The 26,347-nt window shown below is 57.2% G+C and carries 26 protein-coding genes; 19 read left to right on the top strand and 7 right to left on the bottom strand.

Annotated elements, in window-relative coordinates:
• Positions 1-8: 8 nt before the first annotated feature.
• Positions 9-803, bottom strand: a complete 795-nt coding sequence (locus tag D4A39_RS05000) for an SDR family NAD(P)-dependent oxidoreductase (protein WP_158586919.1) — start codon at positions 801-803, stop codon at positions 9-11.
• A gap of 88 nt (positions 804-891) precedes the next feature.
• Here D4A39_RS05000 and D4A39_RS04995 point away from each other — a divergent pair, with 88 nt between their 5' ends.
• Positions 892-1,125 carry a hypothetical protein gene (locus D4A39_RS04995; protein WP_022986619.1) on the top strand — a complete coding sequence of 78 codons (234 nt, stop codon included), beginning with the start codon at positions 892-894 and terminating at the stop codon, positions 1,123-1,125.
• A 39-nt stretch (positions 1,126-1,164) separates the two neighbouring features.
• Here the strand turns inward: D4A39_RS04995 and D4A39_RS04990 are convergent, their stop codons facing one another.
• The 5 genes from D4A39_RS04990 to D4A39_RS04970 all read right to left on the bottom strand — a co-directional run bounded on the left by D4A39_RS04990 (position 1,165) and on the right by D4A39_RS04970 (position 5,527).
• Positions 1,165-2,481, bottom strand: a complete 1,317-nt coding sequence (locus D4A39_RS04990) for a dicarboxylate/amino acid:cation symporter (protein WP_119917605.1) — start codon at positions 2,479-2,481, stop codon at positions 1,165-1,167.
• A gap of 121 nt (positions 2,482-2,602) precedes the next feature.
• The gene (locus D4A39_RS04985; RefSeq protein ID WP_022986617.1) at positions 2,603-3,217 is read right to left on the bottom strand and encodes a hypothetical protein; all 615 of its coding nucleotides are present in this window, start codon (positions 3,215-3,217) and stop codon (positions 2,603-2,605) included.
• Positions 3,214-4,509, bottom strand: coding sequence for an ammonium transporter (locus D4A39_RS04980; protein WP_022986616.1), 1,296 nt, complete (start codon positions 4,507-4,509; stop codon positions 3,214-3,216). Before D4A39_RS04980 ends, D4A39_RS04985 begins: the two co-directional genes overlap by 4 nt.
• Before the next feature lie 155 nt (positions 4,510-4,664).
• Positions 4,665-5,147, bottom strand: coding sequence for an EVE domain-containing protein (locus D4A39_RS04975; RefSeq protein WP_022986615.1), 483 nt, complete (start codon positions 5,145-5,147; stop codon positions 4,665-4,667).
• Positions 5,144-5,527, bottom strand: coding sequence for a DUF7793 family protein (locus tag D4A39_RS04970; protein WP_022986614.1), 384 nt, complete (start codon positions 5,525-5,527; stop codon positions 5,144-5,146). Before D4A39_RS04970 ends, D4A39_RS04975 begins: the two co-directional genes overlap by 4 nt.
• Before the next feature lie 81 nt (positions 5,528-5,608).
• On the opposite strand from D4A39_RS04970, the gene prmB reads away from it, so the two are divergent.
• The 3 genes from prmB (at position 5,609) to D4A39_RS04955 (ending at position 8,895) form a co-directional block, all read left to right on the top strand.
• Entirely contained in the window at positions 5,609-6,541 is a 933-nt protein-coding gene (gene prmB / locus D4A39_RS04965) for a 50S ribosomal protein L3 N(5)-glutamine methyltransferase (RefSeq protein WP_119917604.1), read from the top strand.
• 78 nt (positions 6,542-6,619) lie between these two features.
• A complete protein-coding gene (gene aroC, locus D4A39_RS04960) occupies positions 6,620-7,717 on the top strand; it encodes a chorismate synthase (protein WP_119917603.1) in 1,098 nt (365 codons plus the stop codon).
• Positions 7,714-8,895, top strand: a complete 1,182-nt coding sequence (locus tag D4A39_RS04955; RefSeq protein WP_035482639.1) for an MFS transporter — start codon at positions 7,714-7,716, stop codon at positions 8,893-8,895. Before aroC ends, D4A39_RS04955 begins: the two co-directional genes overlap by 4 nt.
• 78 nt (positions 8,896-8,973) lie before the next feature.
• On the opposite strand, the gene D4A39_RS04950 is transcribed toward D4A39_RS04955, so the two are convergent.
• A complete protein-coding gene (locus D4A39_RS04950) occupies positions 8,974-9,843 on the bottom strand; it encodes a LysR family transcriptional regulator (RefSeq protein ID WP_022986610.1) in 870 nt (289 codons plus the stop codon).
• 171 nt (positions 9,844-10,014) lie between these two features.
• On the opposite strand from D4A39_RS04950, the gene leuC reads away from it, so the two are divergent.
• The 15 genes from leuC to D4A39_RS04875 all read left to right on the top strand — a co-directional run bounded on the left by leuC (position 10,015) and on the right by D4A39_RS04875 (position 26,315).
• Positions 10,015-11,433, top strand: coding sequence for a 3-isopropylmalate dehydratase large subunit (leuC, locus tag D4A39_RS04945; RefSeq protein WP_119917602.1), 1,419 nt, complete (start codon positions 10,015-10,017; stop codon positions 11,431-11,433).
• 20 nt (positions 11,434-11,453) lie between these two features.
• Positions 11,454-12,092 carry a 3-isopropylmalate dehydratase small subunit gene (leuD, locus tag D4A39_RS04940; protein WP_119917601.1) on the top strand — a complete coding sequence of 213 codons (639 nt, stop codon included), beginning with the start codon at positions 11,454-11,456 and terminating at the stop codon, positions 12,090-12,092.
• A gap of 101 nt (positions 12,093-12,193) precedes the next feature.
• Positions 12,194-12,574: a hypothetical protein gene (locus D4A39_RS04935; RefSeq protein WP_022986607.1), complete on the top strand. Its 381-nt coding sequence runs from the start codon at positions 12,194-12,196 to the stop codon at positions 12,572-12,574.
• Between the two features lie 42 nt (positions 12,575-12,616).
• Entirely contained in the window at positions 12,617-13,693 is a 1,077-nt protein-coding gene (gene leuB, locus D4A39_RS04930; RefSeq protein WP_022986606.1) for a 3-isopropylmalate dehydrogenase, read from the top strand.
• 68 nt (positions 13,694-13,761) lie between these two features.
• Positions 13,762-14,874: an aspartate-semialdehyde dehydrogenase gene (asd, locus tag D4A39_RS04925; RefSeq protein WP_022986605.1), complete on the top strand. Its 1,113-nt coding sequence runs from the start codon at positions 13,762-13,764 to the stop codon at positions 14,872-14,874.
• 12 nt (positions 14,875-14,886) lie between these two features.
• Positions 14,887-15,903 carry an aspartate-semialdehyde dehydrogenase gene (locus D4A39_RS04920; RefSeq protein WP_119917600.1) on the top strand — a complete coding sequence of 339 codons (1,017 nt, stop codon included), beginning with the start codon at positions 14,887-14,889 and terminating at the stop codon, positions 15,901-15,903.
• Positions 15,904-16,067: 164 nt separating this feature from the next.
• Positions 16,068-19,229, top strand: a complete 3,162-nt coding sequence (locus tag D4A39_RS04915; protein WP_119917599.1) for a motility hub landmark protein FimV — start codon at positions 16,068-16,070, stop codon at positions 19,227-19,229.
• Positions 19,230-19,333: 104 nt separating this feature from the next.
• Entirely contained in the window at positions 19,334-20,140 is an 807-nt protein-coding gene (truA, locus tag D4A39_RS04910; protein ID WP_119917598.1) for a tRNA pseudouridine(38-40) synthase TruA, read from the top strand.
• A 49-nt stretch (positions 20,141-20,189) separates the two neighbouring features.
• Complete coding sequence (locus tag D4A39_RS04905) at positions 20,190-20,846, top strand: phosphoribosylanthranilate isomerase (RefSeq protein WP_119917597.1); 657 nt, start codon at positions 20,190-20,192, stop codon at positions 20,844-20,846.
• Entirely contained in the window at positions 20,839-22,050 is a 1,212-nt protein-coding gene (gene trpB / locus D4A39_RS04900; RefSeq protein WP_119917596.1) for a tryptophan synthase subunit beta, read from the top strand. Before D4A39_RS04905 ends, trpB begins: the two co-directional genes overlap by 8 nt.
• Positions 22,051-22,063: 13 nt before the next feature.
• Entirely contained in the window at positions 22,064-22,867 is an 804-nt protein-coding gene (gene trpA, locus D4A39_RS04895) for a tryptophan synthase subunit alpha (RefSeq protein WP_022986599.1), read from the top strand.
• Between the two features lie 10 nt (positions 22,868-22,877).
• A complete protein-coding gene (gene accD / locus D4A39_RS04890; protein WP_022986598.1) occupies positions 22,878-23,756 on the top strand; it encodes an acetyl-CoA carboxylase, carboxyltransferase subunit beta in 879 nt (292 codons plus the stop codon).
• On the top strand, positions 23,749-25,029 hold the full coding sequence (locus D4A39_RS04885) for a bifunctional folylpolyglutamate synthase/dihydrofolate synthase (protein ID WP_022986597.1): 1,281 nt from the start codon (positions 23,749-23,751) through the stop codon (positions 25,027-25,029). Before accD ends, D4A39_RS04885 begins: the two co-directional genes overlap by 8 nt.
• A 3-nt stretch (positions 25,030-25,032) precedes the next feature.
• Complete coding sequence (locus tag D4A39_RS04880) at positions 25,033-25,671, top strand: SPOR domain-containing protein (protein ID WP_119917595.1); 639 nt, start codon at positions 25,033-25,035, stop codon at positions 25,669-25,671.
• Positions 25,672-25,823: 152 nt separating this feature from the next.
• Positions 25,824-26,315 (top strand): CvpA family protein, encoded by a 492-nt coding sequence (locus D4A39_RS04875; protein ID WP_022986595.1) that lies wholly within the window; start codon positions 25,824-25,826, stop codon positions 26,313-26,315.
• Positions 26,316-26,347: the final 32 nt, after the last annotated feature.

The raw sequence follows: 26,347 nt of genomic DNA, 5'->3' as shown, positions 1-26,347 counted from the left end.
GTGCTCGGTTAACGGTAACGTTTTGCCCGGGCCTTCATTAAGGCCTCCCAGCGTTTGCGAAACCAGCGTTTCTGGCGCCATTGCCGCCGTATCCGAGGGGTGGGTACGCTAAGCACATCCTCACGGGCCAGGGCGCTCATCACGTCTTCGGCAACTTCCCTTTCACTGAAATCGCTGGCCGCCAATTGCCGCCGGAAGCGTGCGGCACTCAGCGGATCACTGGCTGTGAGCCCGGATTGCTGGCCGCTGCTCGGCGGAATCACCATAGTGCCCACATGGATGCCAAGAGAGTGCCACTCACTGTGCAGGCTGTCTGCGAGCGCACGAATGGCCGCGCCCATGGCTCCCTGAGCGCTGGATAGCGGTCCGGGAAGAAGGCCATATTCATGGATGACATTGAGAATGCGACCTTCTTCCTGGTCGCGCATGGCAGGGTTTGCGCTCTGGCACAGGTTAACGGTGGCCATCAATTGAGTCTGGTACAAAGACTCCCAGTGCTGCTGTGTCATGGCCTCAAAGGGGCCAACGGTGAGGGAGGCGGGCAGATTGACGATGGCATCGAGCTGTTGCCAGCGACGCAATACCCGTTCTACGGCCAGCTGAAAATCCCGTGGCTGACCGTCCCGGATTTCCAGTACCAGCGCTTCTCTGCCCTCCGCATGCATTTCACGACACAGGATTTCTCCTCTGTGTGTGTCCCGGCATAACAGGGCAACACGGTAATGTTCACAAGCCAGCCTGGCGATGGCGCTGCCGAGCGGGGTGCAGGCGTTGTGAATCAGCAGGGTAGGGGCTTGTTTCAAGAGAGCTCCAAAACAATGTGAACATGTGTTGACATAGTCATCCCTGATGTTAACATGTGTTCACTAATCATTGTTAAGGAGTTCTCCAATGGCGTTCTTCATGCAGCTTCTCAAAAACCCGCAACTCTACAAGAATATGGTCGCGCTGGTTGTGGCTGTCAGCACAGCCATTGTACTGATGGCGGGTCTGTCGCAGAACAGTGAAACCGTGTTTGCTTCATTGCTGGCCTTTGCCGTGATGGTGCCCGTTATCGGCAGTGCTGCTGTGGCGCTGTACCGTGACGTTGAGCGTGCACTGTCGGCCGACCGCCACTTCGCCTGAACCTTGCCCCCGTGTCAGTTACGCTGACACGGGGCTGTTTCAAGGCCCAGTGCGGGCCTCTGCCTTTTCTGGCCCTGCCGTTTCCATCTCATCTACGGGTAATGACAATACCCGCTCTTCACCCTCACTGCGGGCCAACAGTATGGTTACCACGCTGTCGCCCCAGACGTTTACCGCCGTGCGGCACATGTCCAGCACCCTGTCTGTCACCAGTATAAGTCCGATGGCTTCCGCTGGCAGGCCAATAGCCCCAAGAATGACCGTGATGGCAACCAGAGAGGCTGCGGGAATGCTGGCCACGCCAATTGACGTCAGCAGGGCTGTTATCACGATCATGAACTGGGTTGCCATGGACAGCTCGAGGCCGTATGCCTGGGCAATGAACATGGCTGCGACGCATTCGTAGAGTGCTGTACCGTCCATGTTTACGGTGGCTCCGAGGGGAAGCACAAAGCTGCTGGTTCGGCGTGATACTCCCGAGCGTTTTTGCACGCACTCCATGGTCAGTGGCAGGGTGGCTGCCGAGCTGGCCGAGGAGAATGCGGTCAACAGGGCGGGAGTCATGGCCTGAAGATGGCGCAGCGGGGAGCGCCGTGCCATCAGCAAGATCAGAGCGGGCATAAAGACGAAGGCATGGACCGCCAGCGCGATGACCGCGCACAGGAAAAACCAGGCCAGTGGCTCAATGGCATCCAGGCCTGTGCGGGTTACTGTCGCGGCGATTAGCGCCATGACCCCAAGCGGAGTGAAGCGAATAATCAGCATGGTGATGCGCATGACCACTTGGTAAATGCCATCGATCATGTTGCGAAGGCTTTCTCCGGCAGGGCCTTCTTCCGTTCGCAGATAGAAACCGAACAGCAGGGCGAAGACGATCAGGCCCAGCATCTGGCCATTGGCGGCGGCTTGCACCAGGTTGGGTGGCAGCATCTGTAGCAGGATGGCGGTAAAGTCTCCGGCTCCACGGCCTTCGATCTTTTCCAGGACGGTGCCGGTGTCACGGGCGAGCCCCAGCAGGTCTTTCGCCGGCTCACCGTCGATGATCCCGGGGGTGAACAGGTTAACCAGCAGCAAACCGGTGAGTACAGCGACCAGAGTAGTCATCATGTACAACCCCACGGTCTTCATGCCCATGCGTCCCAGGTTCTTTCCGCCCCCCACGCCGACCATGCCGCTTATGATGGCAGTAACGATGAGCGGAACCACTACCATCTTGAGTGCATTGATAAACAGGGTGCCGACCAGATCATAGCTGGCCAGTACCGGCACACCTAACAGGGTGCTCTGTTCCTGAGTGATCGCGCCCAGTGCTGCGCCAATCAGCATGGCAAGAAAAATCTGGTGATGTAGCTTCATGCTTTCCCCCTGTCATCCGGACATGTACCCAAGAGTAACGGATATCAGGCCCGGTAACAGTGGGATGGCTCATCGTTGTGTTGTTGTGAGATGAGCGGGTTGTTCTCTGGAGGGATTGTGCCTACATAAGCGATGCCAGAGCCTCTCTTGAAGAAACTTTGTTGCCAGCCATCTGGTATGCATCGCGTAACATTCGGTCAGCATCCACGGGACCAAGACGCTCGCAGAGGATCACATAGGCATTGTTAAGTTGCTGCCTGAGGCTGGCCAGTGGCAGGCCGGCCAATGGGCGGTTGGGGTTCTGGAGCCAGTATTCGAGGGTCAGTCTGGTCTCGGCGCTTGTATTTTTGCTCCGCAATTGAGCGGTGAGGTCCAGCCTGAATTGGTTGCCGGTTTGGCCATCCATTTGTGAGATCAGGCTTTCCATGAGTACCTGGAAAGCCAGTGTGCAGGGATGATGATCCGCCCCCTGACCTTGCTCGGCAAACGGATCGTTGGCCAATTCCTTCTCTGAGAGGGTCATGGCCTGCACGAGGCTCATATGAATCTGGTGTCGTCGCTCGCCGAGATCAAACAGGCCACACAAATCACTGACAAAGCCTTGAAGACTAAAACGCGGGCGCTCTGCGTAATGCTGCTGCCAGTGGCTGACGGCTTCCATGAGTAGTGTTTCGTTCATGTAAGGGGTAAGCCCTGTGACGATGGCGCGCCGGCGGCGCTGTAGCTCCTGGCTCATGGACGGTTCTCCACGGTGCGGGTCATGCTGGCGTCATACAGGGAGTTCTGGGGAAATTCGGGGTAGCCGGTTTCGGCGTGCTCGCTCAGGTCAAGACCTCGCTGTTCATGTAGGGCCGGGGCGCGTAACCCGGCGATTACTGAGACAGCGAGATACATGATCAGAGCAGCGAAGAAAGCCCAGCAGAAGGCCACCACAATTCCCAGCAATTGGACGGTGATGCGTTCGGGGTTGAACAAGTCACCTTCATAGAACAGGCCCGCGGCCAGCGTCCCCCAGGCGCCGGCAAAGGCATGAACTGGAACAGCGCCAACCACATCATCGAGACGCATGCTTAGCATCAGTCGTGCGCCTAATGCCGCAAGGGCGCCGGCGACAAGTCCTGTAAGCACCGCAAAGCCGGGTGACATCACGGCACATCCAGCGGTGACGGCGACCAGCCCCGCCAGGCTACCGTTGACGGTTTCGGTGAGTAGTACCGGACGGCGGCTGAGCATGCGGTATAGCGTGCTGCCCACCGCGCCTGCAGCCGCGGCCAGCTGTGTATTCAGGTTGACGCGGGCAATGTCTATGCTGGCCGAGAGCGTGGAGCCGCCATTGAAGCCGAACCAGCCGAACCAGAGAATAAAGCCGCCCAGCGCAACATAGGACAGGTTGTGGCCAGGCAAGTCTCGGGGTTTGCCGTTCTTGTCGAAGCGCCCAAGCCGTGGCCCCAGCACCAGGACACCCGCCAACGCGCACCAGCCGCCAATGCTGTGGACCACCGTGGAGCCCGCAAAATCAATGAACCCGAGTTCCGCCAACCAGCCATTGCTGTTCCAGGCCCAATGTCCATAAAGCGGGTAAATTACTCCGGTAATGACAACGGCCCCGCAAAGATAGCCTGCATAGCGAGTACGCTCAGCCATGGCGCCAGAGGCAATAGTGGCCGCGGTGGCAGCGAACATGATCTGGAACAACAGCATTGCCCAGGTGGACCCATCTGCCTGGCTGAGCATGAAGCCATCCTCGCCAAACCAGCCGGTGCTGCTGCTGCCGAACATCAGGCCATAGCCCAGTGCCCAGAACACCAGCGTACCTACACAGAGATCCATGTAATTCTTCATTACCACGTTGAGGGAGTTCTTGGCCCGGCTCAGGCCGCTCTCCAGTAGTGCAAAGCCTGCCTGCATGAAAAACACCAGGGCGGCGGCGATGGCGATCCATATCGTGTCGGTAGCGGTTAGCGGATCGGCCTGGGCAAGTCCGGGCAGAAGCAGTAGGGCAAGGCCGTGTTTGCATTGCACTCGCATAGATTGAACCCTATTCGTAGTTGTTGGACGAGGAGGGCAACTGCAACGGCTGTGCCAGACACAAAATTACAGGAAATGTGGAAGGAGTTTAGTTCTTCATTACTAATTGGGGCACCAATGTGGTGCCCCGGAAAAATAGGGTGCAGCGTTATGCGCTATGCTGTGACATCCATGGGCTGGCACAGTACCTGTACCAGCTGGTATTGCCTGTCGGTCAGTTTCTGCACAGACAAACGCGGTCTCACTACCAGCTCCATATCTGCAAACTCGGGATTCACCTTGAGCTGTTTCAGGTAGACCGGATTGGCGTAGCGTGTTCTGAAGGTGATATCGACTTGATACCAGCGTGGGCTGCTCTGTGTGCTGCGGGCATCGAAACCCGGATGGTCAGGCAGAAACTGGCTTGGATCCGGATAGGGGGCACGGGTGACCCGCGCTTCACCGACGATGGCAGGCTTGGCGCAACTTGAATGATAGATCAGCACGCTATCACCAATCTTCATCTCGTCGCGGATGCGGTTGCGGGCCTGAAAGTTGCGGACGCCATCCCAGCCGGTGGTGCCCTTCGGTGACTTTTCCAGATCCTCGATGCTGAATGAATCGGGCTCGGTTTTGAGTAACCAGATGGTGTGGCTCACAGGGGCTCCGGTGGGTGTTTTTCCATAAGGAGGTGCTGAGCCTGCTTGACCGAGTCACAAATGTAAACCGGGAATTGAGGCTGATTCATTTTTAGCATCATGTTGGCGTAGGTACGATTCAGGACATTCTGCAGTACCAGCACCTTGGCCTCTGTGATCCCGGCAAAGTCCTTTCCGCAGGCGTATCGGCTGGCATTGAAATCCAGCCCCTGGATACGCCCAACGTAAATAGCCAGCTGTTTGCGCTGTTGGTGACGCTTGTACAGGGCGAGTCGTTGTCGGTAAATGGACAATTCCAGTGCCATGTCTACCTGGGTATCGTTTTTGATATCTACCATGACGAAGGGGCCGTCCTGATAGACTCTGGCTGCGCTTTTCATGGCTATCCTTTTGTAGGTCCGGCAGGCGTTCATGCTTGATTCTGTGCTAATCTTCGGCGCCTGTTAACGGGAGGATTGCGGGTGATTAGTAGCGAACTCATCCATGAAGCTGGTGAAACACTGCGCACAGTGCGCGATTGCCTGCGCTTCGGTGAAACTCGGCTGCGTGCCGGGGAGGTCTTTTTGGGCCATGGGACCGATGACCCATGGGACGAAGCCCTCGCGCTTCTGATGAAGGTACTCCACTTACCCGTGAATGCCGACCCCCGCATCCTGGATTCACGTTTGCTGCCCTCTGAGGTGCGTGACTATCTGGCACTGTTGGTGAAACGGGTTAACCAGAAGGTGCCAGTACCTTATCTTACTGGTGAGGCCTGGTTCTGCGGGCTGCCCTTTATGGTGGATGAGCGGGTGCTGATTCCTCGCTCACCATTGGCGGAGCTGATTGAAGCGTCATTCGTCCCTTGGCTGGACCCGGAGCAGGTGCATTCTGTACTGGATTTGTGCACCGGTAGCGGCTGTATTGCTATCGCCTGTGCTTATGCCTTCGAGCATGCCCGGGTTGATGGCAGTGATATCAGTGAAGAGGCATTGGCGGTGTTTGAAGAGAATATCGCCCGTCACGGCATGGAGGGGCAGGTGCAGCCAATTTGCTCGGATGGCTTGAGTGCAGTACAGGGCCCTTATGACCTGATCGTATCCAACCCGCCTTATGTGGATGCCCTTGATATGGCCAACCTTCCGGGTGAATACCGCCATGAGCCGGCGCTGGCACTGGCTTCCGGGGAAGACGGCCTCGATTTTACCCGACGCTTGCTTCGTGAGGCGCCGGAGCATCTGACAGAACAGGGGGTGCTTGTGGTGGAAGTGGGTAATAGCGATGAAGCCATGATGCTGGAGTGGCCACAAGTGCCGTTCTTCTGGTTTGAGTTCGAGCGTGGCGGGCATGGAGTATTCATGTTAACCCGTCAACAACTGCTAGAATATCGGCACGTATTTAGCGCGCAGGCCTGATCCCTGAAAGATTGGGGCTTGTTGGCCGCCAGCCTTGCATCGGTTGGCAGCAGTTATTGCATAAATTAAGGAAGTCGCATGTCCGGCAACAGTTTTGGTGAGCATTTTCGCATCACGACCTTTGGAGAGAGTCATGGCTTGGCGCTGGGGGCCATCGTGGATGGCTGTCCGCCAGGGCTGGAAATCAGTGAAGAGGATCTGCAAGTAGAGTTGGATCGTCGCAAACCAGGTACCAGCCGCTATACCACCCAGCGCCGTGAACCAGATCAGGTAAAAATTCTGTCCGGCGTTTTTGAAGGCAAGACGACGGGGACTTCTATTGGGTTGTTGATAGAAAATACTGACCAGAAGTCCAAGGACTATTCGAATATCGCCGGGACTTTCCGCCCTGGCCATGCAGATTACACCTACACCCAAAAATACGGGTTCCGCGATTATCGCGGTGGAGGGCGTTCATCTGCCCGTGAAACGGCCATGCGGGTGGCCGCTGGTGCCATTGCCCGTAAATTTCTCGAGCAGCGTCTGGGTATTCGGCTTTATGGTGGCTGTACCCAGATAGGTGATGTGAAAGCCGAGCGCTTTGATTGGTCGCAAGTAAACAGCAATCCCTTCTTTTTCCCGGATGCGGAGAAGGTTCCTGCGCTGGAAGCTCTGATCAACGAGCTGCGCAAGGACGGTTCCTCTATCGGCGCTCGGGTAGAAGTCTTTGCTGACGGCGTCCCGCCGGGTTGGGGGGAGCCAGTGTTCGATCGCATTGATGCAGATCTTGCCAAAGCCATGATGTCGATTAACGCCGTAAAAGGGGTGGAAGTGGGTGATGGCTTTGCGGTCGTCAATCAGCGCGGAGAACAGCATCGTGATGAAATGACCCCGGAGGGCTTCCTCAGCAATCATGCCGGTGGCGTCCTTGGTGGAATCAGTTCTGGTCAGACCATCCGGGTTGCCATGGCGCTCAAGCCAACCTCCAGCATCCTGATTCCAGGCAAGAGCATCGGCCTGGATGGCCAGGCTGCAGAAGTGGTGACCAAAGGGCGCCATGACCCTTGTGTGGGGGTGCGAGCTACCCCTATTGCTGAAGCCATGTTGGCGTTGGTGCTGATGGATCACTATCTGCGTCATCGCGGCCAAAACGCGGATGTTGAGCTGCCGTTGGCGCCCATTCCGGGGCAGGCGTGACACCCGGCCCTCTCACTGAGAGGGCATCGCCGCTACCGTATTACTGGCGATTGTCCGGGTTCTATTTTTTCTATTTTGGTCTATTGGGTACCTTGGTACCGTACTGGTCGCTGTACCTGAAACAGTTGGGGTTCAGTGCGGTAGCTATCGGTGCCCTGATGGCCATTCCTCAACTCACCAAAATTGGTGCTCCGAATCTGTGGGGCTGGCTGGCAGACCATTCTGGCAAGCGCTTGCGAATTATTCGTGCCGGGAACCTGCTTGCTGCGATCGCTTTCTTACCCGTTTTCTGGGTGGATTCGTTCTGGGGGATGGCGGCGCTATTGGTGTCGTTCAGCTTTTTCTGGAATGCGGTACTCGCACAGTTTGAAGTCCTGACCTTGCAGGCCCTCGGCCCACAGGCCCACCGCTACAGTCATGTGCGTTTATGGGGGTCTGTCGGGTTCATTGTAGCAGTGCTGGTGTTGGGAGAAGTGCTTGACCGTTTGGGGGCTGGGCTTCTGCCTTGGGTCTTGTGCGCACTGCTATGGCTGCTGTGGCTTGGAACACTTACCTTGCCTCAAGGTAAAGTCTCTGACCCGAAGGCTCGAGTTCATGGTGAGTCTGTCTGGTTGATTCTGAAGCGCCCCGCTGTCTCCCTGTTTCTTCTTGCGTCGTTTTTGATGCAGATGTCGCATGGCCCTTATTACACCTTCTACAGTATTTATCTCGAAGGGTTGGGGTTCAGCAAGTTTGTTGTCGGAATACTGTGGTCGCTCGGCGTGGTGGCTGAAGTGGCGATTTTCCTGGGGATGCATCGCTTGATGCGACGTTTTACGATTCCCTGGATTTTGACCGGTAGTTTGGTTTTGGCGGCTCTGCGATGGAGCTTGATTGGCATCGCGGCCGATAACCTCTGGCTACTGGGCGCTGCGCAGCTGCTGCATGCTGCGTCATTTGGAAGTTTTCACGCTGCCAGTATTGCCTGGGTGCATCGCCAGTTTGGGGCGGCTCTGGCTGGGCAAGGTCAAGCACTGTATTCCAGTCTCGGTTTTGGAGCTGGTTGGGCGGTGGGGGCGGGCGTATCCGGGCTGCTGTGGCAAGAGTGGGGAAGTCTGCTGTTCTTTGCGAGCTCAACGATTGCGTTGTTGGCAGCGATCCTTCTATGGGTGGGAGTTGCTGCCAGGGAAAAAGCGTAGCCTTGCTGTGAGCCGCGGGACTCCCCTGGTCGTTGATCTTGAGGCTCCGGGGCAGCCCAGCGATGTTGTGGTGGGCCCTCAGGCCTGTCGCAGAGCCTTCAAAAAAGCCTTCGCCGCATTGGATTGACTGCGGGCCGGGTGAGTGACCACACCCAGTTCCCTTTCAGGTAGCGGGGCTTCCACCGGCAGTTGGACGACACTCTGATCTACCATGGTCGCGGGCAGGACGCTCCACCCAAGCCCGATGGAAACCATCATGTGGATGGTCTCCAGATAGTTGGTCGACATGGCGATATCCAGCTTCAGGTTATGCTCGTTAAACAGTTTTTCCACGATCCCGCGGGTGAATGTGACCGGTGAGGGAAGGATTGCACTGTGGCCTGTCAGGGCTTCCAGTGTCAGATGTTCTTGCCTGGCCAGCGGATGCTCTGGCGCGCACATGAACACCAGAGGATCGGTCCAAATCACATCGCTTTGCAGTCGGTTATCCGGTTGTGGTGGCAGGGTGACCACGCCCATCTCCAGTTCGCCGTGCAAAACACCTTCCCAGGCTTCTTCTGAGTCTATGAAATGGATGTCCAGAGTGACTTTGGGGTAATCACGGGAAAACTGTCGCAGCACGGGGGGCAGCCGGTGCAGGCCGATATGGTGGCTGGTGCCTATCCGCAACTTGCCTGACACCTCGCCAGACAGGTCGTGGATAGCACGGGCCATGTCTTCCACATCCATCAGGACCTGGCGGGCTCGTGGCATCAGGGCATTGCCCGCCTCGGTGAGCTTGATTTGGCGTCCGACCCGGTCAAACAGGCGAGCGTCCAGCTGTTGCTCGAGCAAGGCGATGCGCTTGCTGATGGCGGGTTGCGTGATGAAGAGGCGCTCGGCGGCTGCCGAGAAAGAGCCCGTTTCGGCAACTGCCATAAAGGCGGTGAGGGTCGGCGTGTCTATCATTCCCAGGGATCCTGATTGGTCTCTGATGTTGATAATAATTGGTTATCTTAAAAATGAAAAATATGAATTGGATTTATTGGTCAGCGAACCCTACATTATTCACCAGTGATAGACCAGCGTATTTTATGGTCTCAGCCAGTGGTGGCCTTATTCGGGCCAAGGGAGAATGTAATGGCCGGTAAGACTCTCTATGACAAGCTGTGGAACGCCCACCTCGTGACGGAGCGTGAGGATGGTTCTGCACTAATTTATATCGATCGCCAGATCATCCATGAGGTGACCTCGCCGCAGGCGTTTGAGGGGTTGCGTATGGCAGGCCGAAAACCATGGCGAATCAACGCCAGCGTGGCGACTATCGACCATAACGTACCCACCACGCCCTTCAAGTCCGCTGCCGAGATTGAGGACGAAACGTCCCGTATTCAAGTACAGACGTTGCAGGACAATACCAAAGAGTTTGGCATTACTGAATTCGGTATTGGTGATGTGCGTCAGGGTATCGTTCACGTGATGGCGCCGGAGCAGGGTGCAGTGGTGCCAGGCATGACGGTAGTGTGTGGCGACTCCCACACCTCGACCAATGGTGCACTGGCGTGTCTGGCTCATGGTATTGGTACCAGTGAGGTAGAGCATGTACTGGCGACCCAAACGCTGGTGGCCAAGAAAATGAAGAACATGCGCGTCAGTGTCGAAGGTGATCTCGGTCCAGGCGTGACCGCCAAGGATGTGGTGCTGCACATTATCGGTGTTATCGGTACCGCCGGCGGCACAGGCTATGCGCTGGAATTTGCCGGTAGCGCGATTCGTGGCTTGTCCATGGAAGGCCGTATGACTATCTGCAATATGTCCATCGAAGCTGGTGCCCGTGCAGGCATGGTGGCCGTGGACGATGTGACCATCGACTACGTGAAAGGCCGCCCGTTTGCTCCCAAGGAGGCAGACTGGGACAAGGCGGCAGCTTACTGGCGCACTCTGGTGTCTGATGCGGATGCGGTGTTTGATGAAGATATCACCATCAATGCAGCGGATATTCGCCCGCAGGTCTCCTGGGGCACCAGCCCGGAAATGGTGATTTCTGTGGATGCGAACTTGCCCGATCCTGCCACCGAGAGCGATGAAGTCAAGCGTTCAGGGATGTTGCGTGCCTACGAATACATGGGGCTGAAACCTGGCATGCCGGTCACCGATATCAAGGTGGACCGGGTGTTCATCGGCTCCTGTACCAATTCCCGCATTGAAGACCTGCGTGCCGCTGCCGAGGTGGCCAAAGGACGCCACAAGGCGGACTCTGTCAAGCAGGTGCTGGTGGTGCCCGGCTCGGGTCTGGTCAAGCAGCAGGCCGAGAAGGAGGGGCTCGACAAAATCTTTGTTGAAGCCGGCTTCGAGTGGCGTGAGCCCGGTTGTTCCATGTGTCTGGCGATGAATCCGGACCGTCTGGAGGCGGGCGAGCACTGCGCCTCAACGTCTAACCGGAATTTCGAAGGTCGCCAGGGTAACGGGGGTCGTACCCATCTGGTGAGTCCAGCTATGGCGGCAGCGGCAGCCGTGGCCGGTCATTTCGTGGATATCCGCGAGCTGGGTCAGGCCTGAGGCCGAGCGAGGAGAAAATCATGGAAAAGTTTGTACGTCATGACGGTCTGGTTGCTCCGTTGGATCGCGCCAATGTGGATACGGACCAGATCATCCCCAAGCAGTTTCTGAAATCGATCAAACGGACCGGTTTCGGCCCTAACCTGTTTGATGAGTGGCGCTACCTGGATGAGGGGGTTCCCGGCCAGGACAACAGTAAACGCCCTAAAAATGAAGGCTTTGTGCTCAACTTGCCCCGTTATCACGGGGCCAGCATTCTGTTGACCCGCCGCAACTTCGGGTGTGGTTCCAGTCGTGAGCACGCGCCTTGGGCGCTGATGGATTTTGGTTTTCGGGCCATTCTGGCGCCAAGCTTTGCTGACATCTTCTACAACAACTGCTTCAAGAATGGGGTGTTGCCCATTGTGTTGTCGGAAGATAACGTGGAAGCCCTTTTCCAGGCGGTAGAAGGTAAGGAAGGCTTCCGGATTACCATTGATCTGGAAAACCAGCAGGTTATTCCGGAGGCGGGGGAACCGTTAGCGTTCGAGATTGATGAATTCCGCAAACACTGTTTGCTGAACGGTCTTGATGAGATTGGCCTTACCCTTAATGAGGCCGATACCATCCGTGCTTATGAGCAACGCCGCGCTGAACGGGAGCCCTGGGTTTTCGAATAACCGGACCAGGATAATTAAAAGAAAAACATCAAGGAGGCGTTATGTTAAGGATTCTGACAATCGTATCAGTGCTGGTTTTGGCTGGATGCGCATCGACGGGCATGTACGATGCTCCTCATGGAGAGAACCTGGCGACCCTGACTGTGGATAACCAGTTGTCGGCACCCGCCAGCGATGACGATACCGGTGGCTGGCAAATGCCAACCAGTGCGACGGCAAAGGCGTCGATCTTCAAAGTAGACGGTGAGCGAGTTTCACAACAGGCCGGGGCTGATACTGTGAACCTGGAAGCAGGCAAGCATACTATCGAGGTGTTTGCTGACCAGGGTGGCATTCTGCGTTTTGGCAAGTTTCGTCACACTTTCGACGAAGGTGGTACGTACCAGGTACGGATCAAGCCAGCGGCAGGGAAGGGTGATTACACCCTGGAACTGATCAATGCGGCTGCCCCGGATACCGTGTTGAAAACCAAAAACTTTTAATCATGCCTGTAAGGGCAGAGCAGTAGAAACAGGAAGCAGTGAATGAGCAAGGTACTGGTGTTGCCCGGTGACGGAATCGGCCCGGAAATCGTTAATGAAGCGGTAAAGGTGCTGAACGTTGCAACCGAAAAATTCGGCCTCAATATCGAGTTGGATGAGGCTCTGGTGGGCGGCGCGGCAGTGGATGCTGAAGGTGACCCGCTGCCGGAAGGTACTCTGGCCAAGGCGCGTGCCGCGGATGCGATTCTGTTTGGTTCTATTGGTGGCCCCAAGTGGGATGCGATTGAGCGGGACAAGCGTCCGGAGCGCGGCCTGCTGCGTCTGCGTTCTTCGTTGGGGTTATTTGCCAACCTGCGCCCGGCGATTCTGTTTCCGCAGCTGGCGGATGCCTCAAGCCTGAAACCGGAAGTGGTTTCCGGCCTGGATATCCTGATTGTGCGAGAGTTGACCGGCGGTATCTATTTCGGTCAGCCCCGCGGCATCAAGGAAGAGAATGGCGAGCGTGTGGGTTTCAATACCTACGTGTACTCCGAATCCGAGATGCGCCGTATCGCCAAAGTGGCTTTCGAGCTGGCCATGAAGCGCGACAAGCGTGTGCTGTCGGTCGACAAGGCCAACGTGTTGGAAGTGACCGAGCTATGGAAAGAAGTGGTCACGGAAGAAGCCAAGAATTATCCCGAAATCGAGTTGTCGCACATGTATGTGGACAACGCGGCCATGCAGTTGGTGCGTGCGCCGAAACAGTTTGATGTGATTGTCACCGGCAACTTGTTTGGTGACATTCTCTCTGATGAAGCCGCCATGCTCACCGGCTCCATTGGAATGTTGCCCTCTGCGTCCCTGGATGAAAACCGCAAGGGTCTGTATGAACCCTGTCATGGCTCGGCACCGGATATTGCCGGCCAGGGCATTGCCAACCCGCTGGCGACCATTATGTCGCTTGCCATGCTGTTGCGTTACAGCCTGGAGCGCGGTGATGTGGCTGATGCCATCGAAGCGGCAGTGGAATCGGTCCTGGATAAAGGACTGCGTACAGCGGACATCTACACGGATGGCACTCGCAAAGTGAGCACCGAAGAAATGGGTAGCGCCGTGGCCGAGGCTCTGGCCAGCGCGTAACAGCCGTGAGGCTGAAACCTGTTTATTCATTTAAAGAAAGGGCAAACCTTTCAGGAGACAAGTTTCCAATGAAGAAAGTCGGTTTTGTCGGCTGGCGTGGCATGGTGGGTTCCGTATTGATGGAGCGCATGATTGCCGAAAATGATTTTGCAGATATCGAACCGGTCTTTTTCTCGACCTCCCAGGTCGGACAGGCTGGCCCGGATGTGGGTAAGGACATTCCTGCGTTGGGCGATGCCAAGAGCATTGATGAACTCAAAGGTCTCGATGTGATCGTGACCTGTCAGGGTGGTGATTACACCAATGACGTGTATCCAAGGCTGCGCGAAGCAGGTTGGAAGGGCTACTGGATTGATGCTGCCTCCGCTTTGCGGATGGCGGACAACAGCGTAATTGTGCTGGATCCGGTTAACCGCAGCGTGATTGATCAGGCGCTGGATAACGGTGTTAAGGACTATGTGGGTGGTAACTGCACCGTCAGCCTGATGCTGATGGCGCTGGGTGGCCTGTTCAATGAGGGGCTGGTGGAGTGGGCCAGTTCCCAGACGTATCAGGCGGCATCTGGCGCCGGTGCCCAGAACATGCGTGAGCTGATCGCACAGATGGGCAAGATCCACGGAGATGTGTCAGATCGTCTGGCGGATCCTGCCAGCGCGATTCTGGATATTGATCGCCAGGTGGCGGCCACCATGCGCAGCAATGACTTGCCTGCAACCCATTTTGGGCATGCTCTTGCCGGCTCCCTGTTGCCCTGGATCGACAAGGAAATGGAAAACGGGCAGAGCAAGGAAGAGTGGAAGGCCCAGGCAGAGACCAACAAGATTCTTGGTCGTTCTGCTAATCCTATTGCTCTGGATGGCACCTGCGTTCGTATCGGCGCCATGCGTTGTCATGCCCAGGCGTTGACCGTGAAGCTGACTCGGGATGTGCCTCTGGATGAAGTTAACGACATCATTGCACGCTCCAATGATTGGGTGAAAGTTGTGCCCAACAACAAGGAAGAGACTCTGCGTGACCTGACGCCGACAGCGGTAACCGGGACACTGGGGATTCCTGTTGGCCGTCTGCGTAAACTCAACATGGGCAACGATTTTCTCAATGCCTTTACCGTCGGTGACCAGCTGTTGTGGGGGGCTGCCGAGCCTCTGCGTCGCATGCTGCGTATCCTGATGGAGCGTTAAGGAAGTAACACAATGGATAGGTCTGTAAACCTGGCCATCGTCGGTGCCACCGGCCTGGTCGGAGAGGCCATTGTCAAACTGCTCGCCGACCGGAAATTTCCGGTCGGCGAGCTTTTTGTTTTGGCGTCAGAAAATGGTGCGGGGGCGAAGGTCGCCTTCGGGGGCAAGAACCTGACGGTGGGGCTTGCCGAGTCGTTCGATTTCACTCAGGTAGAAGTCGCGATTTTTGCGGCAGGTGCGGCAGTGAGCCAGGCGTTGGCTGAAAAGGCTGCCGACAGTGGCGCGGTGGTGGTGGATCTCTCACCCGCCTATCGTTATGAGCCCGATGTGCCGTTGCTGGTGTCCGGGGTTAACGATGAGCTGCTGGCCGGGGCTCGGGAGCGGAATCTGGTGGCCTGTGCGGATGCGGCGACAGTGCAGCTGACCCGATCGCTGATTCCCTTGCTGGAACTGGGCCCGATCGCCGATGTGACGGTTACCCAGCTTCAGGCTGCATCGGCTACCGGTAAGGCAGGTGTAGATCAGTTGGCCCAGCAGAGTGTTCGGTTGCTTAATGGTTTGGCCCCCAGTGAAGCCGCCCAGGCGCAGATTGCGTTTAACGTACTGCCTGTCAGTGGCCAGCTTCAGGAAAACGGCTATACCAGCGAAGAGCTGAAGTTGATGCTGGAAACGCGCAGGATTCTGGGAGAGCGAGTGGGTGCGGTGACCGCTACGGTGGTGCGTGTCCCCGCTTTTTATGGCCACGCGCAAAGTGTGACGGTGCGTAGCATTCAGGGCGTCTCTGCCGGCCAGGCTCTGGCTCTTTGGGAAAGTCAGGAAGGGCTGGAAGCCGGCGACTCAGAGGATGCCCAGACTCTATCGCCGGTGGCGTCAGCGGAAGGGGAGCCCTGCATGCGTATCTCCCGTGTACGTGAAGATATGGAAGCTTCTGGTTACCTGAGCTATTTTACGGTCGCTGACAATGTTCGCTGGGGGGCAGCCCTGAATGCGGTAGAGGTAGTCGAGAAGTTGATAAAAGACTATCTGTAATGGATACTTACTGACATTATGTGACGCGGTTTCTAGGTTTTGACCTCAAGCTGGGGCAGAATGTGTGAACAGTGTCATAGGACTGCTTGCCGCCTCGGGTACGTCCGGTAGCGCCTGCGGGATCGGGCTGAGCGCGGGAAACATAATAAATAAAGGGTTCGACCATGCTTCGAAAACTTGGGTTAGGCTTCACCGCACTGGCGCTCATGACGCCGGGTATCGCGGCAGCATTAGGGGTTGGGGAATACGAACTGAATTCCTACCTGAATCAGCCACTGGACATGGAAGTGTCTCTCCATGAGGTGGGTGATCTGACGGCTGAGGAAATTCTGGTCAATCTGGCACCCCAGACAGAGTTCGATGCTGCCGGGGTCGACCGAACCTATTTCCTCAACCGGCTCGAATTCGCAGTAGAAGTGACCAGCAAGGATAAGGCTGTTCTGCATATCACTACGGATCAGCCGGTTCGCGAACCCTATTTGAACTTTCTGGTCGAATTCCTCTGGCCTACCGGTCGTTTGATGCGTGAATACACCGTGCTGCTGGACCCGCCCAGCTTCGCGGAAACCACGACCACTACTGCGCCGGTGATTACACGTGCTCCGCAGCCTGTAAGTCGTACCCCGGCGCCTAGCCCGGCACCGGCACCGGCACCGGCTAGCCGTGCCCCTGCACCCGCCAGCGCTCCGGTGGCCTTGTCTCCGACTTCCCCGCCGGCCGCCAGCGGCCCGCGTAAGACCTATACGGTCAAGTCTTCTGACACCATGTGGCAGATTGCGCTGAATAATCGTCCTGCCAACAGTGTGTCTGTCCAGCAAATGCTGGTGGCCATTCAGGAAATGAATCCTGATGCCTTCATTAATAACAACGTTAACCTGGTACGTGAGGGGACCGTGCTGCGGATTCCCAGCGAACAGGAAGTACGTAACATTTCCACTCGCTCTGCCTTGGCAGAAGTGGCTGACCAGAACCGCAAATGGCGCGATATGCTTGAAGAGCGTGGTGTGCAGGTTCCCCAACAGCGGGCTCAGCTTGATGGTAGTCGACAGGTTGCTGATGCTGACGACAGTACCGATGGGCCCCAAAAAGGGCAGGTGAAACTGGTCGCCCCGGAATCTGCTGCAGGCGTGGGTGACGGCGACAGCACAGGTTCCTCTGAGCAGGGTAATGCCAATACAGCGGTGTTGGAAAATGAGCTGGCTATCCGCGATGAGACTCTCGATCAGCTGGATCGCGAAAATGCCGAATTGAAGTCCCGATTGAATGACCTTCAGGAACAGAACACCACGAGTGAACAACTTCTGAAGCTGCGTAACGACCAGATTTCCCAGCTTCAGGAAGAGCTTCGCAAGCTGCGAGAAGCCCAGGGTATCGAGAGTGGCGATGATGATCCGCTGCTGACAGAGCCGGCTCAGACAGCTGAGGCTGTTGAAGAACCAGAAGAGGTTGCCTCCGAGCCTGAGGCCGAGAGCGACGAGGCTGCCGCATCTTCCGGCGCCGATGATCTGGGTGAAGAGATGACAGAGGATGCTGGCGACGCTGAAGACGCCGTGTCTTCAACTGAGGCGGTGGCTGAGGCGCAGGAAAAAACCCAGGACAGTGATAAGACGGCAGGGCAGCAGTCCGCCAGTGAGCCTGCTGTCACCAAGGCGCCCGAGGTGGTTAAGCCCAAGCCAGCCGCACCTGCTAAGCCGCCTGTTGCAGCCCAGTCCGGTATTGTCGACCTGCTGATGGACAACCTGATTTATATCGCACTGGGATTGGTTGCAGTGTTGGCGGTCATCTTCTTGTTGCTGAGAGGCAAGAAGAAAGAAGAGGACGAAACCGCGTTCTTCGATGAAGCCGACAGCAACGAAGATCAGGATGAATTCGGTCTGCAGCTGGATGATGAGCCAGGTTCACCTGCTGCTGAGACAGCGGTTGAAGCTGACGACGCGGACGAGGCTCTAGCTGCCGCTGCCGGAAGCCAGGATCCGATGGAAGACGTCGACGTCTATGTTGCTTATGGTCGCTACCCGCAAGCCGTCGACTTCCTGCGTAACGAGATCAACAAGCACCCCCAGCGCGATGACCTGAAAATCCGCCTGCTGGAATTGCTCAAGGAAATGAATGACGAGGCCGGCTTCCAGCAGCAGGCTACCGCCTTTAGTGGTGTGTCTGGTGATGTAGATGCCGCCATTAGCCGTCTGGGAGGTGACGTGTCTGCCGTGGCAGCGGACACGGAGGAAGAGTTGTCTCTGGATGACCTGGAAATGGGGCTGTCCTCAGATCTGGACGAGCCGGAAATTCCCACCATGGAAGCGGACACCGATGAGGTCCCCACCATGGAGCCTGAACAGAACAAGGCTGAGGTTGCCGCAGCAGAGGATGAGCTGGCTGACTTTGACTTCGAGCTGGATGACAGCGCTGCTGGCAGTGATGACCAGACTCTGATTCTGGATGAAGCCACTGAAAATGCTGGTGATGACTTTACCCTGACGTTGGATGAGCCAGAAGCGGAACAGCCCTCGCAGCCTGAACTCAGTGAGGCTGACAAGCAGTCACTGTCAGCCTCTCCGCTGCTGGATCTGGATGATGTGGGCAGTGCCTCTTTTGAGGGTGATGATGACACCCAGTATGGTGACCTGTCTCTCGATGACATGAGCAGCGAGTTCACTGAAGTGAGCGAAGAGCCAGCCAAAGACGAAGAGCTGGACCTGTCTCTGGATGACCTGGAGCTGGATGGCGATGACGCTGGTGACAGCAAGGTTGAGCAAGAAGACACCCTTGCCGATCTGGACCTGGAACTGGACGAAGCCGAGAAAGCGCTGGACGCAGACGCATCAGTGGACCTGGACGATATTACCGCTCTGGATTTTGACGCTGCCGAGCTGGAATCGCCTGCCGCTGAGGTGGCCGGGCTTGCCACAGACGAGGACGAACTGTCCCTCGAAGACCTGGTAGCCGACGACAGTGATGACGTGCTTAACATCGAGTCGGGCGAAAATGCACCCACGGACACGCTGGATGTGGATCTGGATGATGCGTCCTCTCTGGACGAAGTGTCTTTCGAGGCTGAGCCTGAAGTTCCTGTCAATGCGCCGGAACCGGTTGCTGAAGCGCCGGCTGCAGATGTTGCGGGCAGCGACGATGACATGCTCAGTGACGAAGATGACTTCGATTTTCTGGGTGAGACTGACGAGAACGCTACCAAGCTCGATCTGGCCAAGGCCTACATCGACATGGGAGACTCTGAGGGTGCCAAGGACATCCTTAACGAAGTGATTGCCGAGGGAAATGATCAGCAACAGGCGGAAGCCCGTGAGTTGATGTCCCAGGTCGGTTAATCTTCACGACCCGGCTGGGAAAAAAGGGGGCGATGCCTTAAGGTATCGCCCCCTTTGTTTTGGTCCGTGGTGTTGATCACTGATCATACCGAATAGAGAGAGTCATGGCCCGTATCGCGCTGGGTATCGAGTACGACGGAACCGATTTTCGGGGTTGGCAGACCCAGCAAGCCGGTGTGCGCACGGTGCAAGAATGCCTTGAAAAGGCGATCTCAAAAGTGGCCAATCATCCGGTTGCTGTGGTCTGTGCCGGGCGCACTGACGCCGGTGTGCATGGCACAGGGCAAGTCGTGCACTTTGACTCGGATGCCCCGCGAGACATGAAAAGCTGGATCATGGGGGTGAACACGAATCTTCCTTATGATGTCTCGGTGCGCTGGGCGACATCAGTCAGCGACCAGTTTCACGCCCGCTTTTCTGCGGTCAGTCGTCGCTACCGTTACGTGATTTACAACAATGGTCGACCTCCCGCTCTGTATCGCAATCAGGTGACCTGGAATCACCGGCCTTTGGACGTACAGCGCATGCGCGAAGCGGCATGCCTTCTGGAAGGGACTCACGATTTTACGTCCTACCGCAGCGTTCACTGTCAGGCGAAATCGCCAGTCAAGACACTGCACAGCCTGAGGCTGTACGAGCACGGCAAAGTATTGATTCTTGAAGCTCACGCTAACGCGTTCTTGATGCACATGGTGCGTAATATATCCGGTGTGCTGATGACCGTGGGAGCGGGCAAGCAGGCCCCGGCCTGGGCAGCAGAGGTACTCGATGCCCATGATCGGCGGCTCGGGGCTGCCACTGCACCGCCTTATGGGCTATATCTGGTGGATATCGAATACCCGCCGGAATTCGCACTGCCCAAGGAGCCGCTGGGCCCGCTATGGCTGCCTCACCAACTGGGTGAGTCTTGAGGCATAATAGCCCCCCGGATTCTCCGCCATCTGTTAAACTGGAGCACCCATGACCATTCCCCGGGTCAAAATTTGCGGTATTACCCGAATTGAAGACGCCCTTGCTGCTGCGAGAGCAGGGGCGGACGCTATCGGTCTGGTATTTTATGAGCCCAGCCCGCGTTATGTGTCAGTGACGCGCGCTGCGGCTATCTGTGCTGCCTTGCCGCCGTTCGTGACCACGGTGGGCCTGTTTGTGAATGCCCCTGAGCGACAGGTGCAGGATGTGCTGAGCACTGTCCCACTGGATTTACTCCAGTTTCACGGTGATGAGACGCCTGCATATTGTAGCCAGTTCGCGCGGCCGTGGATCAAGGCGGTTCGCATGAAGGATGATGTGGATCTCCATGCCTGTGCCGCCCAATACCATAAGGCCGCTGGTCTGCTGGTGGACAGTTATGTCGCAGGTGTACCGGGAGGAACCGGGGAAACCTTTAACTGGGACAGATTGCCCGGCAATTTGTCCCTGCCTTTGGTGCTGGCTGGTGGCTTGCACCCGGGCAACGTGGCCGACGCCGTGACACAGGTGCGGCCCTGGGCTGTGGATGTAAGCGGCGGCGTTGAACTGTTGACGGTTCAGGGTCGACGCCAGGGCGGCATCAAGGATGCCGCTGCTGTCAGAGCCTTTATCAATAGTGTCAAAACACGAGGAGTAGCTGGTGTCTGAACGCCCTGATTTTTCTGCTTTTCCTGACGCAAGTGGCCATTTCGGTCCCTATGGCGGCTGCTTTGTCTCCGAGACCCTGATGGGGGCTCTGGACGAACTGAAGGCCATGTATGAGCGTCTCAAGGATGATCCGCAATTCCGTGCGGATTTCGACTATGACCTGGCCCATTACGTGGGCCGTCCGTCTCCGTTGTACCTGGCAGAGCGATGGTCAAAGCAAGTGGGTGGCGCAAACATCTGGCTCAAGCGTGAAGACCTGAACCACACTGGCGCTCACAAGGTAAACAACACCATCGGCCAGGCACTGTTGGCCAAACATATGGGGAAACCGCGGGTAATCGCCGAGACCGGGGCAGGGCAGCACGGTGTTGCTACCGCTACGGTTGCCGCACGCCTTGGCCTCAAGTGCCAGGTGTACATGGGGGCAGAGGATGTTCAGCGTCAGAAGCTCAACGTGTACCGCATGAAATTGCTCGGTGCGGAAGTCATTCCTGTAACGTCAGGCTCCAAAACCCTGAAAGACGCCATGAATGAAGCCATGCGTGATTGGGTCACCAATGTGGATGATACCTTTTACATTATCGGTACGGTGGCGGGACCCCATCCTTACCCGCAGTTGGTCCGTGACTTTCAGTGCATCATTGGTCGTGAAGCTCGAGAGCAGAGCCTCAAGCAGGCCGGTAAGTTGCCGGACGCACTAGTGGCGTGTGTTGGGGGTGGTTCCAATGCGATTGGGTTGTTCCACCCGTTTCTCAATGATGATGGCGTGGCTATGTACGGCGTGGAAGCCGCGGGCGATGGTATCGATACGGGGCGTCATGCGGCACCACTGTCAGCAGGTCGCCCCGGCGTACTGCATGGCAACCGCACCTACCTGATGGAAGATGACAACGGCCAGATCATTGAAACCCATTCTGTCTCTGCGGGGCTGGATTACCCTGGTGTCGGACCGGAGCACTCCTGGTTGAAAGATGTCGGTCGGGTACAGTATGTGGCGGCGGATGATCAGGAAGCCTTGTCGGCGTTCCGTGAACTGACCCGGGTAGAGGGCATCATGCCGGCGCTGGAATCGTCCCACGCGCTGGCCTACGCCAAGAAGCTGGCGGCTACCATGAGCCCGGACCAGAACATCGTGGTCAACCTGTCCGGCCGTGGGGACAAGGATATCCTGACCGTCGCTGACATTGACGGTATCGAGTTTTAAGGAGTTATCGTTAATGCGTCGTATTGAACGTTGTTTTGAGCGTCTGGCCAGTGAGAACCGCAAGGCCCTGATTCCCTTCGTCACTGCGGGCGATCCGCAAAAAGAGGTTACCGTGCCGCTGATGCACGATATGGTCAAAGCGGGTGCCGATATCATCGAACTGGGCGTGCCGTTTTCTGATCCAATGGCAGATGGTCCGGTAATTCAATTGGCTTGCGAGCGTGCCCTGGCCCACAACACCTCTACACGCGACATTCTGGATATGGTGAAAGCCTTCCGTCAGACAGACAGCGAAACCCCGGTGGTATTGATGGGCTACCTGAATCCTGTCGAGGTGATGGGCTATGAGGCGTTTGCCCGTGCCGCTGCGGACGCAGGTGTGGATGGTGTCTTGCTGGTTGATTTGCCTCCGGAGGAAGCTCTGGAGGTCAAGCCGGTTATGGATGCCAACGGCCTGGATATCATTTTTCTGGTCGCGCCGACGACATCGGATGCCCGCATCAAACTGATTGGCGAGGCCGGTTCCGGGTATTTGTATTATGTCTCTCTCAAAGGGGTGACGGGCTCTGCTGCCCTGAATGTAGACGAAGTGGCGAGCCGGGTTGAAACAATTCGCAATCTTGCCAAATTGCCCATTGGGGTTGGCTTTGGTATCAAGGACGCAGAATCGGCGCAGGCTGTGAGTCGTGTGGCCGACGGTGTCGTGGTGGGCAGTGCTCTGGTGAACCAGATTGACAAGTTCCAGAAGGAGCCTGCAGCCATCAGCGGCGCCATCGGTGACATTCTGTCAGCCATGCGCACCGCCATGGACACGTAAGGACCTTTGCATGAGCAGCAGTAACTGGCTGGAAAAAATCCTACCCGCAGTACGGCGCCCCCAGGAAAGCCGTCGGACCAATATACCCGAAGGGCTGTGGCGCAAGTGTCCGCGTTGCGATGGAGTCGTTTACCGGCCAGAGCTGGATCGCAACATGGACGTGTGTCCAAAGTGCGAGCATCATCTTCGCATCGGAGCACGCAAGCGCCTCAAGCTGTTTCTTGATGAGGGTACCTTGACCGAAATCGGCGCCAGCCTCGCGCCGGTTGACCGTCTAAAGTTCAAAGACTCCAAGAAATACAAGGACCGGCTTGCTGCTGCCCAGAAGGACACAGACGAGAATGATGCCCTGGTGGCCATGAAAGGCTCCCTGCACGGAGAGCCAGTAGTGGCCTGTGCCTTCGAGTTCAGCTTTATGGGAGGCTCCATGGGCTCGGTGGTTGGTGAGCGTTTTGTGCGTGCCGTTAACGTGTGCCTGGAGCACAAGTTGCCTCTGATCTGCTTTGCGGCCAGCGGCGGCGCGCGGATGCAGGAAGCGTTGTTCTCGCTAATGCAGATGGCGAAAACCTCTGCGGCGCTGGAAAAAATGCGTCAGGCGGGGTTGCCCTTCATTTCCGTGATGACAGATCCTGTTTATGGCGGTGTTTCTGCCTCGCTGGCCATGCTGGGGGATGTGAATGTGGCCGAGCCCAATGCCTTGATTGGGTTTGCCGGTCCTCGGGTCATTGAACAGACTGTACGGCAGAAGCTCCCTGAAGGCTTCCAGCGCAGCGAGTTCCTCCTTGAGCATGGTGCCATCGACATGATCGTGAGTCGTCACGAAATGCGCGATACCCTGCACCGTCTTTTGGCCAACATGCTGGGTTGGCCTCTGGCCGTGAATGACTGACCCTTCTCACCCGGTGGCGCCGGCGTCTCCCGCCGCGGAGGCACTGGCCACCTGGTTGTCCCGTATTGAGGCGATGCACCCGGCTGACATTGAGCTGGGTCTGGGACGATTACTTGAGGTAGCGGCGCGTCTTCAGGTGGCTAGCCTGGCCATGCCGGTTATTACCGTAGCGGGCACCAATGGCAAGGGGTCGACCCTTCGCTTGATGACCGCTCTGGCCGAGCAATTGGGCCTCAAGGTGTGTCTTTATACCTCGCCACATATCCTGCATTTCAATGAACGGGTGCGCTTGCCTGACGGGCTGGCCAGCGATGCCCAGCTTTGTGCGGCCTTTGATCAGGTCGAGCTGGCACGACAAGGGCACGGCGACGAGCCGCCCGTGCCGCTCACCTATTTTGAATTCACGACCTTGGCCGCGCTGTGGTTGTTCCGCGATAGCGGGGCGGATCTGGTCTTGCTGGAGGTGGGCCTTGGCGGGCGGCTGGATGCAGTAAATATCGTCGACCCCGATGTGTCCGTGGTGACCTCGGTAGGCCTCGATCATCAGGATTGGCTGGGTGATACCCGTGAAGCCATTTGCGCCGAAAAATGTGGCATCGCCCGGTGCGGAACGCCTCTGGTATTTGGCGAGCAGGATTGGCCCGCTAATCTGACCGATTGTGTTGCGCAATACGGGGCCGAGGGGGTACTGGCCGGGCGAGATTTCGGCCCGCACGAGGGCCTGTTGCGGCTCTGCGATGGTCAGCGAATACCGCTACCCACGGAGGTAACCCTGGGCAGGGACAACCTGTGCACTGCGGTTCAAGCCATGACGCTGGCCGGTTTTTCCTTGCAGGCTCACCAGATTGCCGCAGTAGCGGGGGTGACGCTCATGGGGCGTTGCGAATACCGTCGTATTCAGGGCGCCGACTGCTGGTTTGATGTGGGGCACAACCTGCCTGCGGTGCAGCGGTTCCATGACCTGCTGGCGGATTGCCCGGGCCGCCGCCATCTGGTTTTCGGCATGATGGCCGATAAGCCCCGTGAAGCCGTTGCCGGTGTCTTTGCGGAGGATGCCCGTGCGATCTGGTATCTGGCCGCCCCTGCGATAGCCCGATCTGCTTCAACGGCGGCACTGCGTGCTGTGCTGCCTGCGGATGCCGTAGCGGCAGAATATGCTTGTGTGGCAGACGCGGTCCACGCAGCCCTGTCGGCTGCCATTCCCGGTGATCAAGTGGTAGTCTTCGGCTCGTTCCATACTGTTGCAGAAGCCTGGCAGGCTGTGGAGGAGTAGACGGTGGAAAAGCGCACGCGCCAGCGTATAACCGGGGTGGTATTGCTGCTGATTCTGGCAGCGGTCCTGTCGCCTCTGGTGTTCCGTTCGCCTGAACAAATTCGTACGGCACTGAATATGGAGATCCCACCCGCGCCGGATTACCAGGCGGTGGTGGTAGAGCCTGTTATTGAGGAAGCGGTAGAGGCGGCGGCTCGCGAGCGATTGGTGAGCGATCGTGAGGATGTCATTGCTGAGGCGGCAGAGCCGGTGGCCGAGCAGCTCGATCCGGAGCCTGAAGCAAGCGAAGAGGCGCAAGATGAGGCGCCAGAACGTGTGGAACCCGCGAAAAAGGATGGGCTTCGCACCCTGACTACCCCGCCGACGCCGGCTCGGCAGCCGGGGGATGATCCCATATTGGCAGGCTTCGTTGTCCAGGTCGGCAGTTATAGCCAGCAGGACAGTGCCACTGGGTTGGTGGAACGCCTTAAAAAAGCGGGCTATCGGGCGTATACCGAAAGCGATACCCAGAATGGCAAACTGCTGCATCGGGTCATGGTTGGTCCGGAAATTCGCAAGGAAGACGCTGAGCAGACCCGCCAGCGACTGGCCGATGATAGTCGATTCAATCTGAAGGGGCTGGTCCGTATCTATGCCCCCTGAACGGGTCAGCCCGGGTTCTGCTCATCGGCCATGCATCGCCGGCCGGGCTCTGGTAAACTTCGCCGTCTGAATTCTCTCCGGCAGCCAGTGCCCGCCAATGGGCCCGCTACCGTTCAATCCAGGCATTTACCGCAGGCGAGAGCACGCGTTTCATGAATTTGGCAGACGGCATCATTCTGGTCGTGATTGCGGTATCAGCACTGCTCAGCGTCCGCCGCGGCTTTACCCGCGAAGCCTTTTCATTGCTCACCTGGGTCGCCGCCTTTATTATCGCGCGCCTGTTCAGCCCTGCGCTGGAAATCGTGCTCCAGGAACAGATCAGCACCCCCAGCCTGCGTACCGCCGTTGCCTTCGGTACCCTGTTTGCCCTGACGCTTATTGTCGGGGCGCTGATCAATCACTTGCTCGGCGAACTGATTCGGGTAACTGGCCTCAGCAGTACCGACCGCCTTCTGGGCATGGTCTTTGGTGCGCTAAGAGGTGTCCTGTTGATGGTGGTACTGGTGGCGCTGGGTCGTCACCTGTTTGCTGCCGATAAATGGTGGCAGGACTCCACGCTGGTTCCCCATCTGGTCATGATGGAAACCTGGACCCGGGAAATGGGTGAGAATGTTCTCGCCTGGGTCATGAATACAAGTAGTTAAGGGGCCTCAGCATCCCCTTTAACGCGCCACGC

The organism is Alcanivorax profundi (assembly GCF_003597125.1).
Classification (GTDB): domain Bacteria; phylum Pseudomonadota; class Gammaproteobacteria; order Pseudomonadales; family Alcanivoracaceae; genus Alcanivorax; species Alcanivorax profundi.
The sequence above is the reverse complement of the archived record's forward strand: the minus strand, read 5'-3'. Positions and strand labels throughout refer to the sequence as shown.

What these genes read in the sequence shown, in the direction of transcription:
- D4A39_RS04995 (WP_022986619.1), top strand. Translation starts at nt 892, where the DNA reads ATGGCGTTCTTCATGCAGCTTCTCAAAAACCCGCAACTCTACAAGAAT.
- D4A39_RS04990 (WP_119917605.1), bottom strand. Translation starts at nt 2,481, where the DNA reads ATGAAGCTACATCACCAGATTTTTCTTGCCATGCTGATTGGCGCAGCA.
- D4A39_RS04985 (WP_022986617.1), bottom strand. Translation starts at nt 3,217, where the DNA reads ATGAGCCAGGAGCTACAGCGCCGCCGGCGCGCCATCGTCACAGGGCTT.
- D4A39_RS04980 (WP_022986616.1), bottom strand. Translation starts at nt 4,509, where the DNA reads ATGCGAGTGCAATGCAAACACGGCCTTGCCCTACTGCTTCTGCCCGGA.
- D4A39_RS04970 (WP_022986614.1), bottom strand. Translation starts at nt 5,527, where the DNA reads ATGAAAAGCGCAGCCAGAGTCTATCAGGACGGCCCCTTCGTCATGGTA.
- aroC (WP_119917603.1), top strand. Translation starts at nt 6,620, where the DNA reads ATGTCCGGCAACAGTTTTGGTGAGCATTTTCGCATCACGACCTTTGGA.
- D4A39_RS04950 (WP_022986610.1), bottom strand. Translation starts at nt 9,843, where the DNA reads ATGATAGACACGCCGACCCTCACCGCCTTTATGGCAGTTGCCGAAACG.
- leuC (WP_119917602.1), top strand. Translation starts at nt 10,015, where the DNA reads ATGGCCGGTAAGACTCTCTATGACAAGCTGTGGAACGCCCACCTCGTG.
- leuD (WP_119917601.1), top strand. Translation starts at nt 11,454, where the DNA reads ATGGAAAAGTTTGTACGTCATGACGGTCTGGTTGCTCCGTTGGATCGC.
- D4A39_RS04935 (WP_022986607.1), top strand. Translation starts at nt 12,194, where the DNA reads ATGTACGATGCTCCTCATGGAGAGAACCTGGCGACCCTGACTGTGGAT.
- leuB (WP_022986606.1), top strand. Translation starts at nt 12,617, where the DNA reads ATGAGCAAGGTACTGGTGTTGCCCGGTGACGGAATCGGCCCGGAAATC.
- asd (WP_022986605.1), top strand. Translation starts at nt 13,762, where the DNA reads ATGAAGAAAGTCGGTTTTGTCGGCTGGCGTGGCATGGTGGGTTCCGTA.
- D4A39_RS04920 (WP_119917600.1), top strand. Translation starts at nt 14,887, where the DNA reads ATGGATAGGTCTGTAAACCTGGCCATCGTCGGTGCCACCGGCCTGGTC.
- D4A39_RS04915 (WP_119917599.1), top strand. Translation starts at nt 16,068, where the DNA reads ATGCTTCGAAAACTTGGGTTAGGCTTCACCGCACTGGCGCTCATGACG.
- truA (WP_119917598.1), top strand. Translation starts at nt 19,334, where the DNA reads ATGGCCCGTATCGCGCTGGGTATCGAGTACGACGGAACCGATTTTCGG.
- D4A39_RS04905 (WP_119917597.1), top strand. Translation starts at nt 20,190, where the DNA reads ATGACCATTCCCCGGGTCAAAATTTGCGGTATTACCCGAATTGAAGAC.
- trpA (WP_022986599.1), top strand. Translation starts at nt 22,064, where the DNA reads ATGCGTCGTATTGAACGTTGTTTTGAGCGTCTGGCCAGTGAGAACCGC.
- accD (WP_022986598.1), top strand. Translation starts at nt 22,878, where the DNA reads ATGAGCAGCAGTAACTGGCTGGAAAAAATCCTACCCGCAGTACGGCGC.
- D4A39_RS04885 (WP_022986597.1), top strand. Translation starts at nt 23,749, where the DNA reads ATGACTGACCCTTCTCACCCGGTGGCGCCGGCGTCTCCCGCCGCGGAG.
- D4A39_RS04875 (WP_022986595.1), top strand. Translation starts at nt 25,824, where the DNA reads ATGAATTTGGCAGACGGCATCATTCTGGTCGTGATTGCGGTATCAGCA.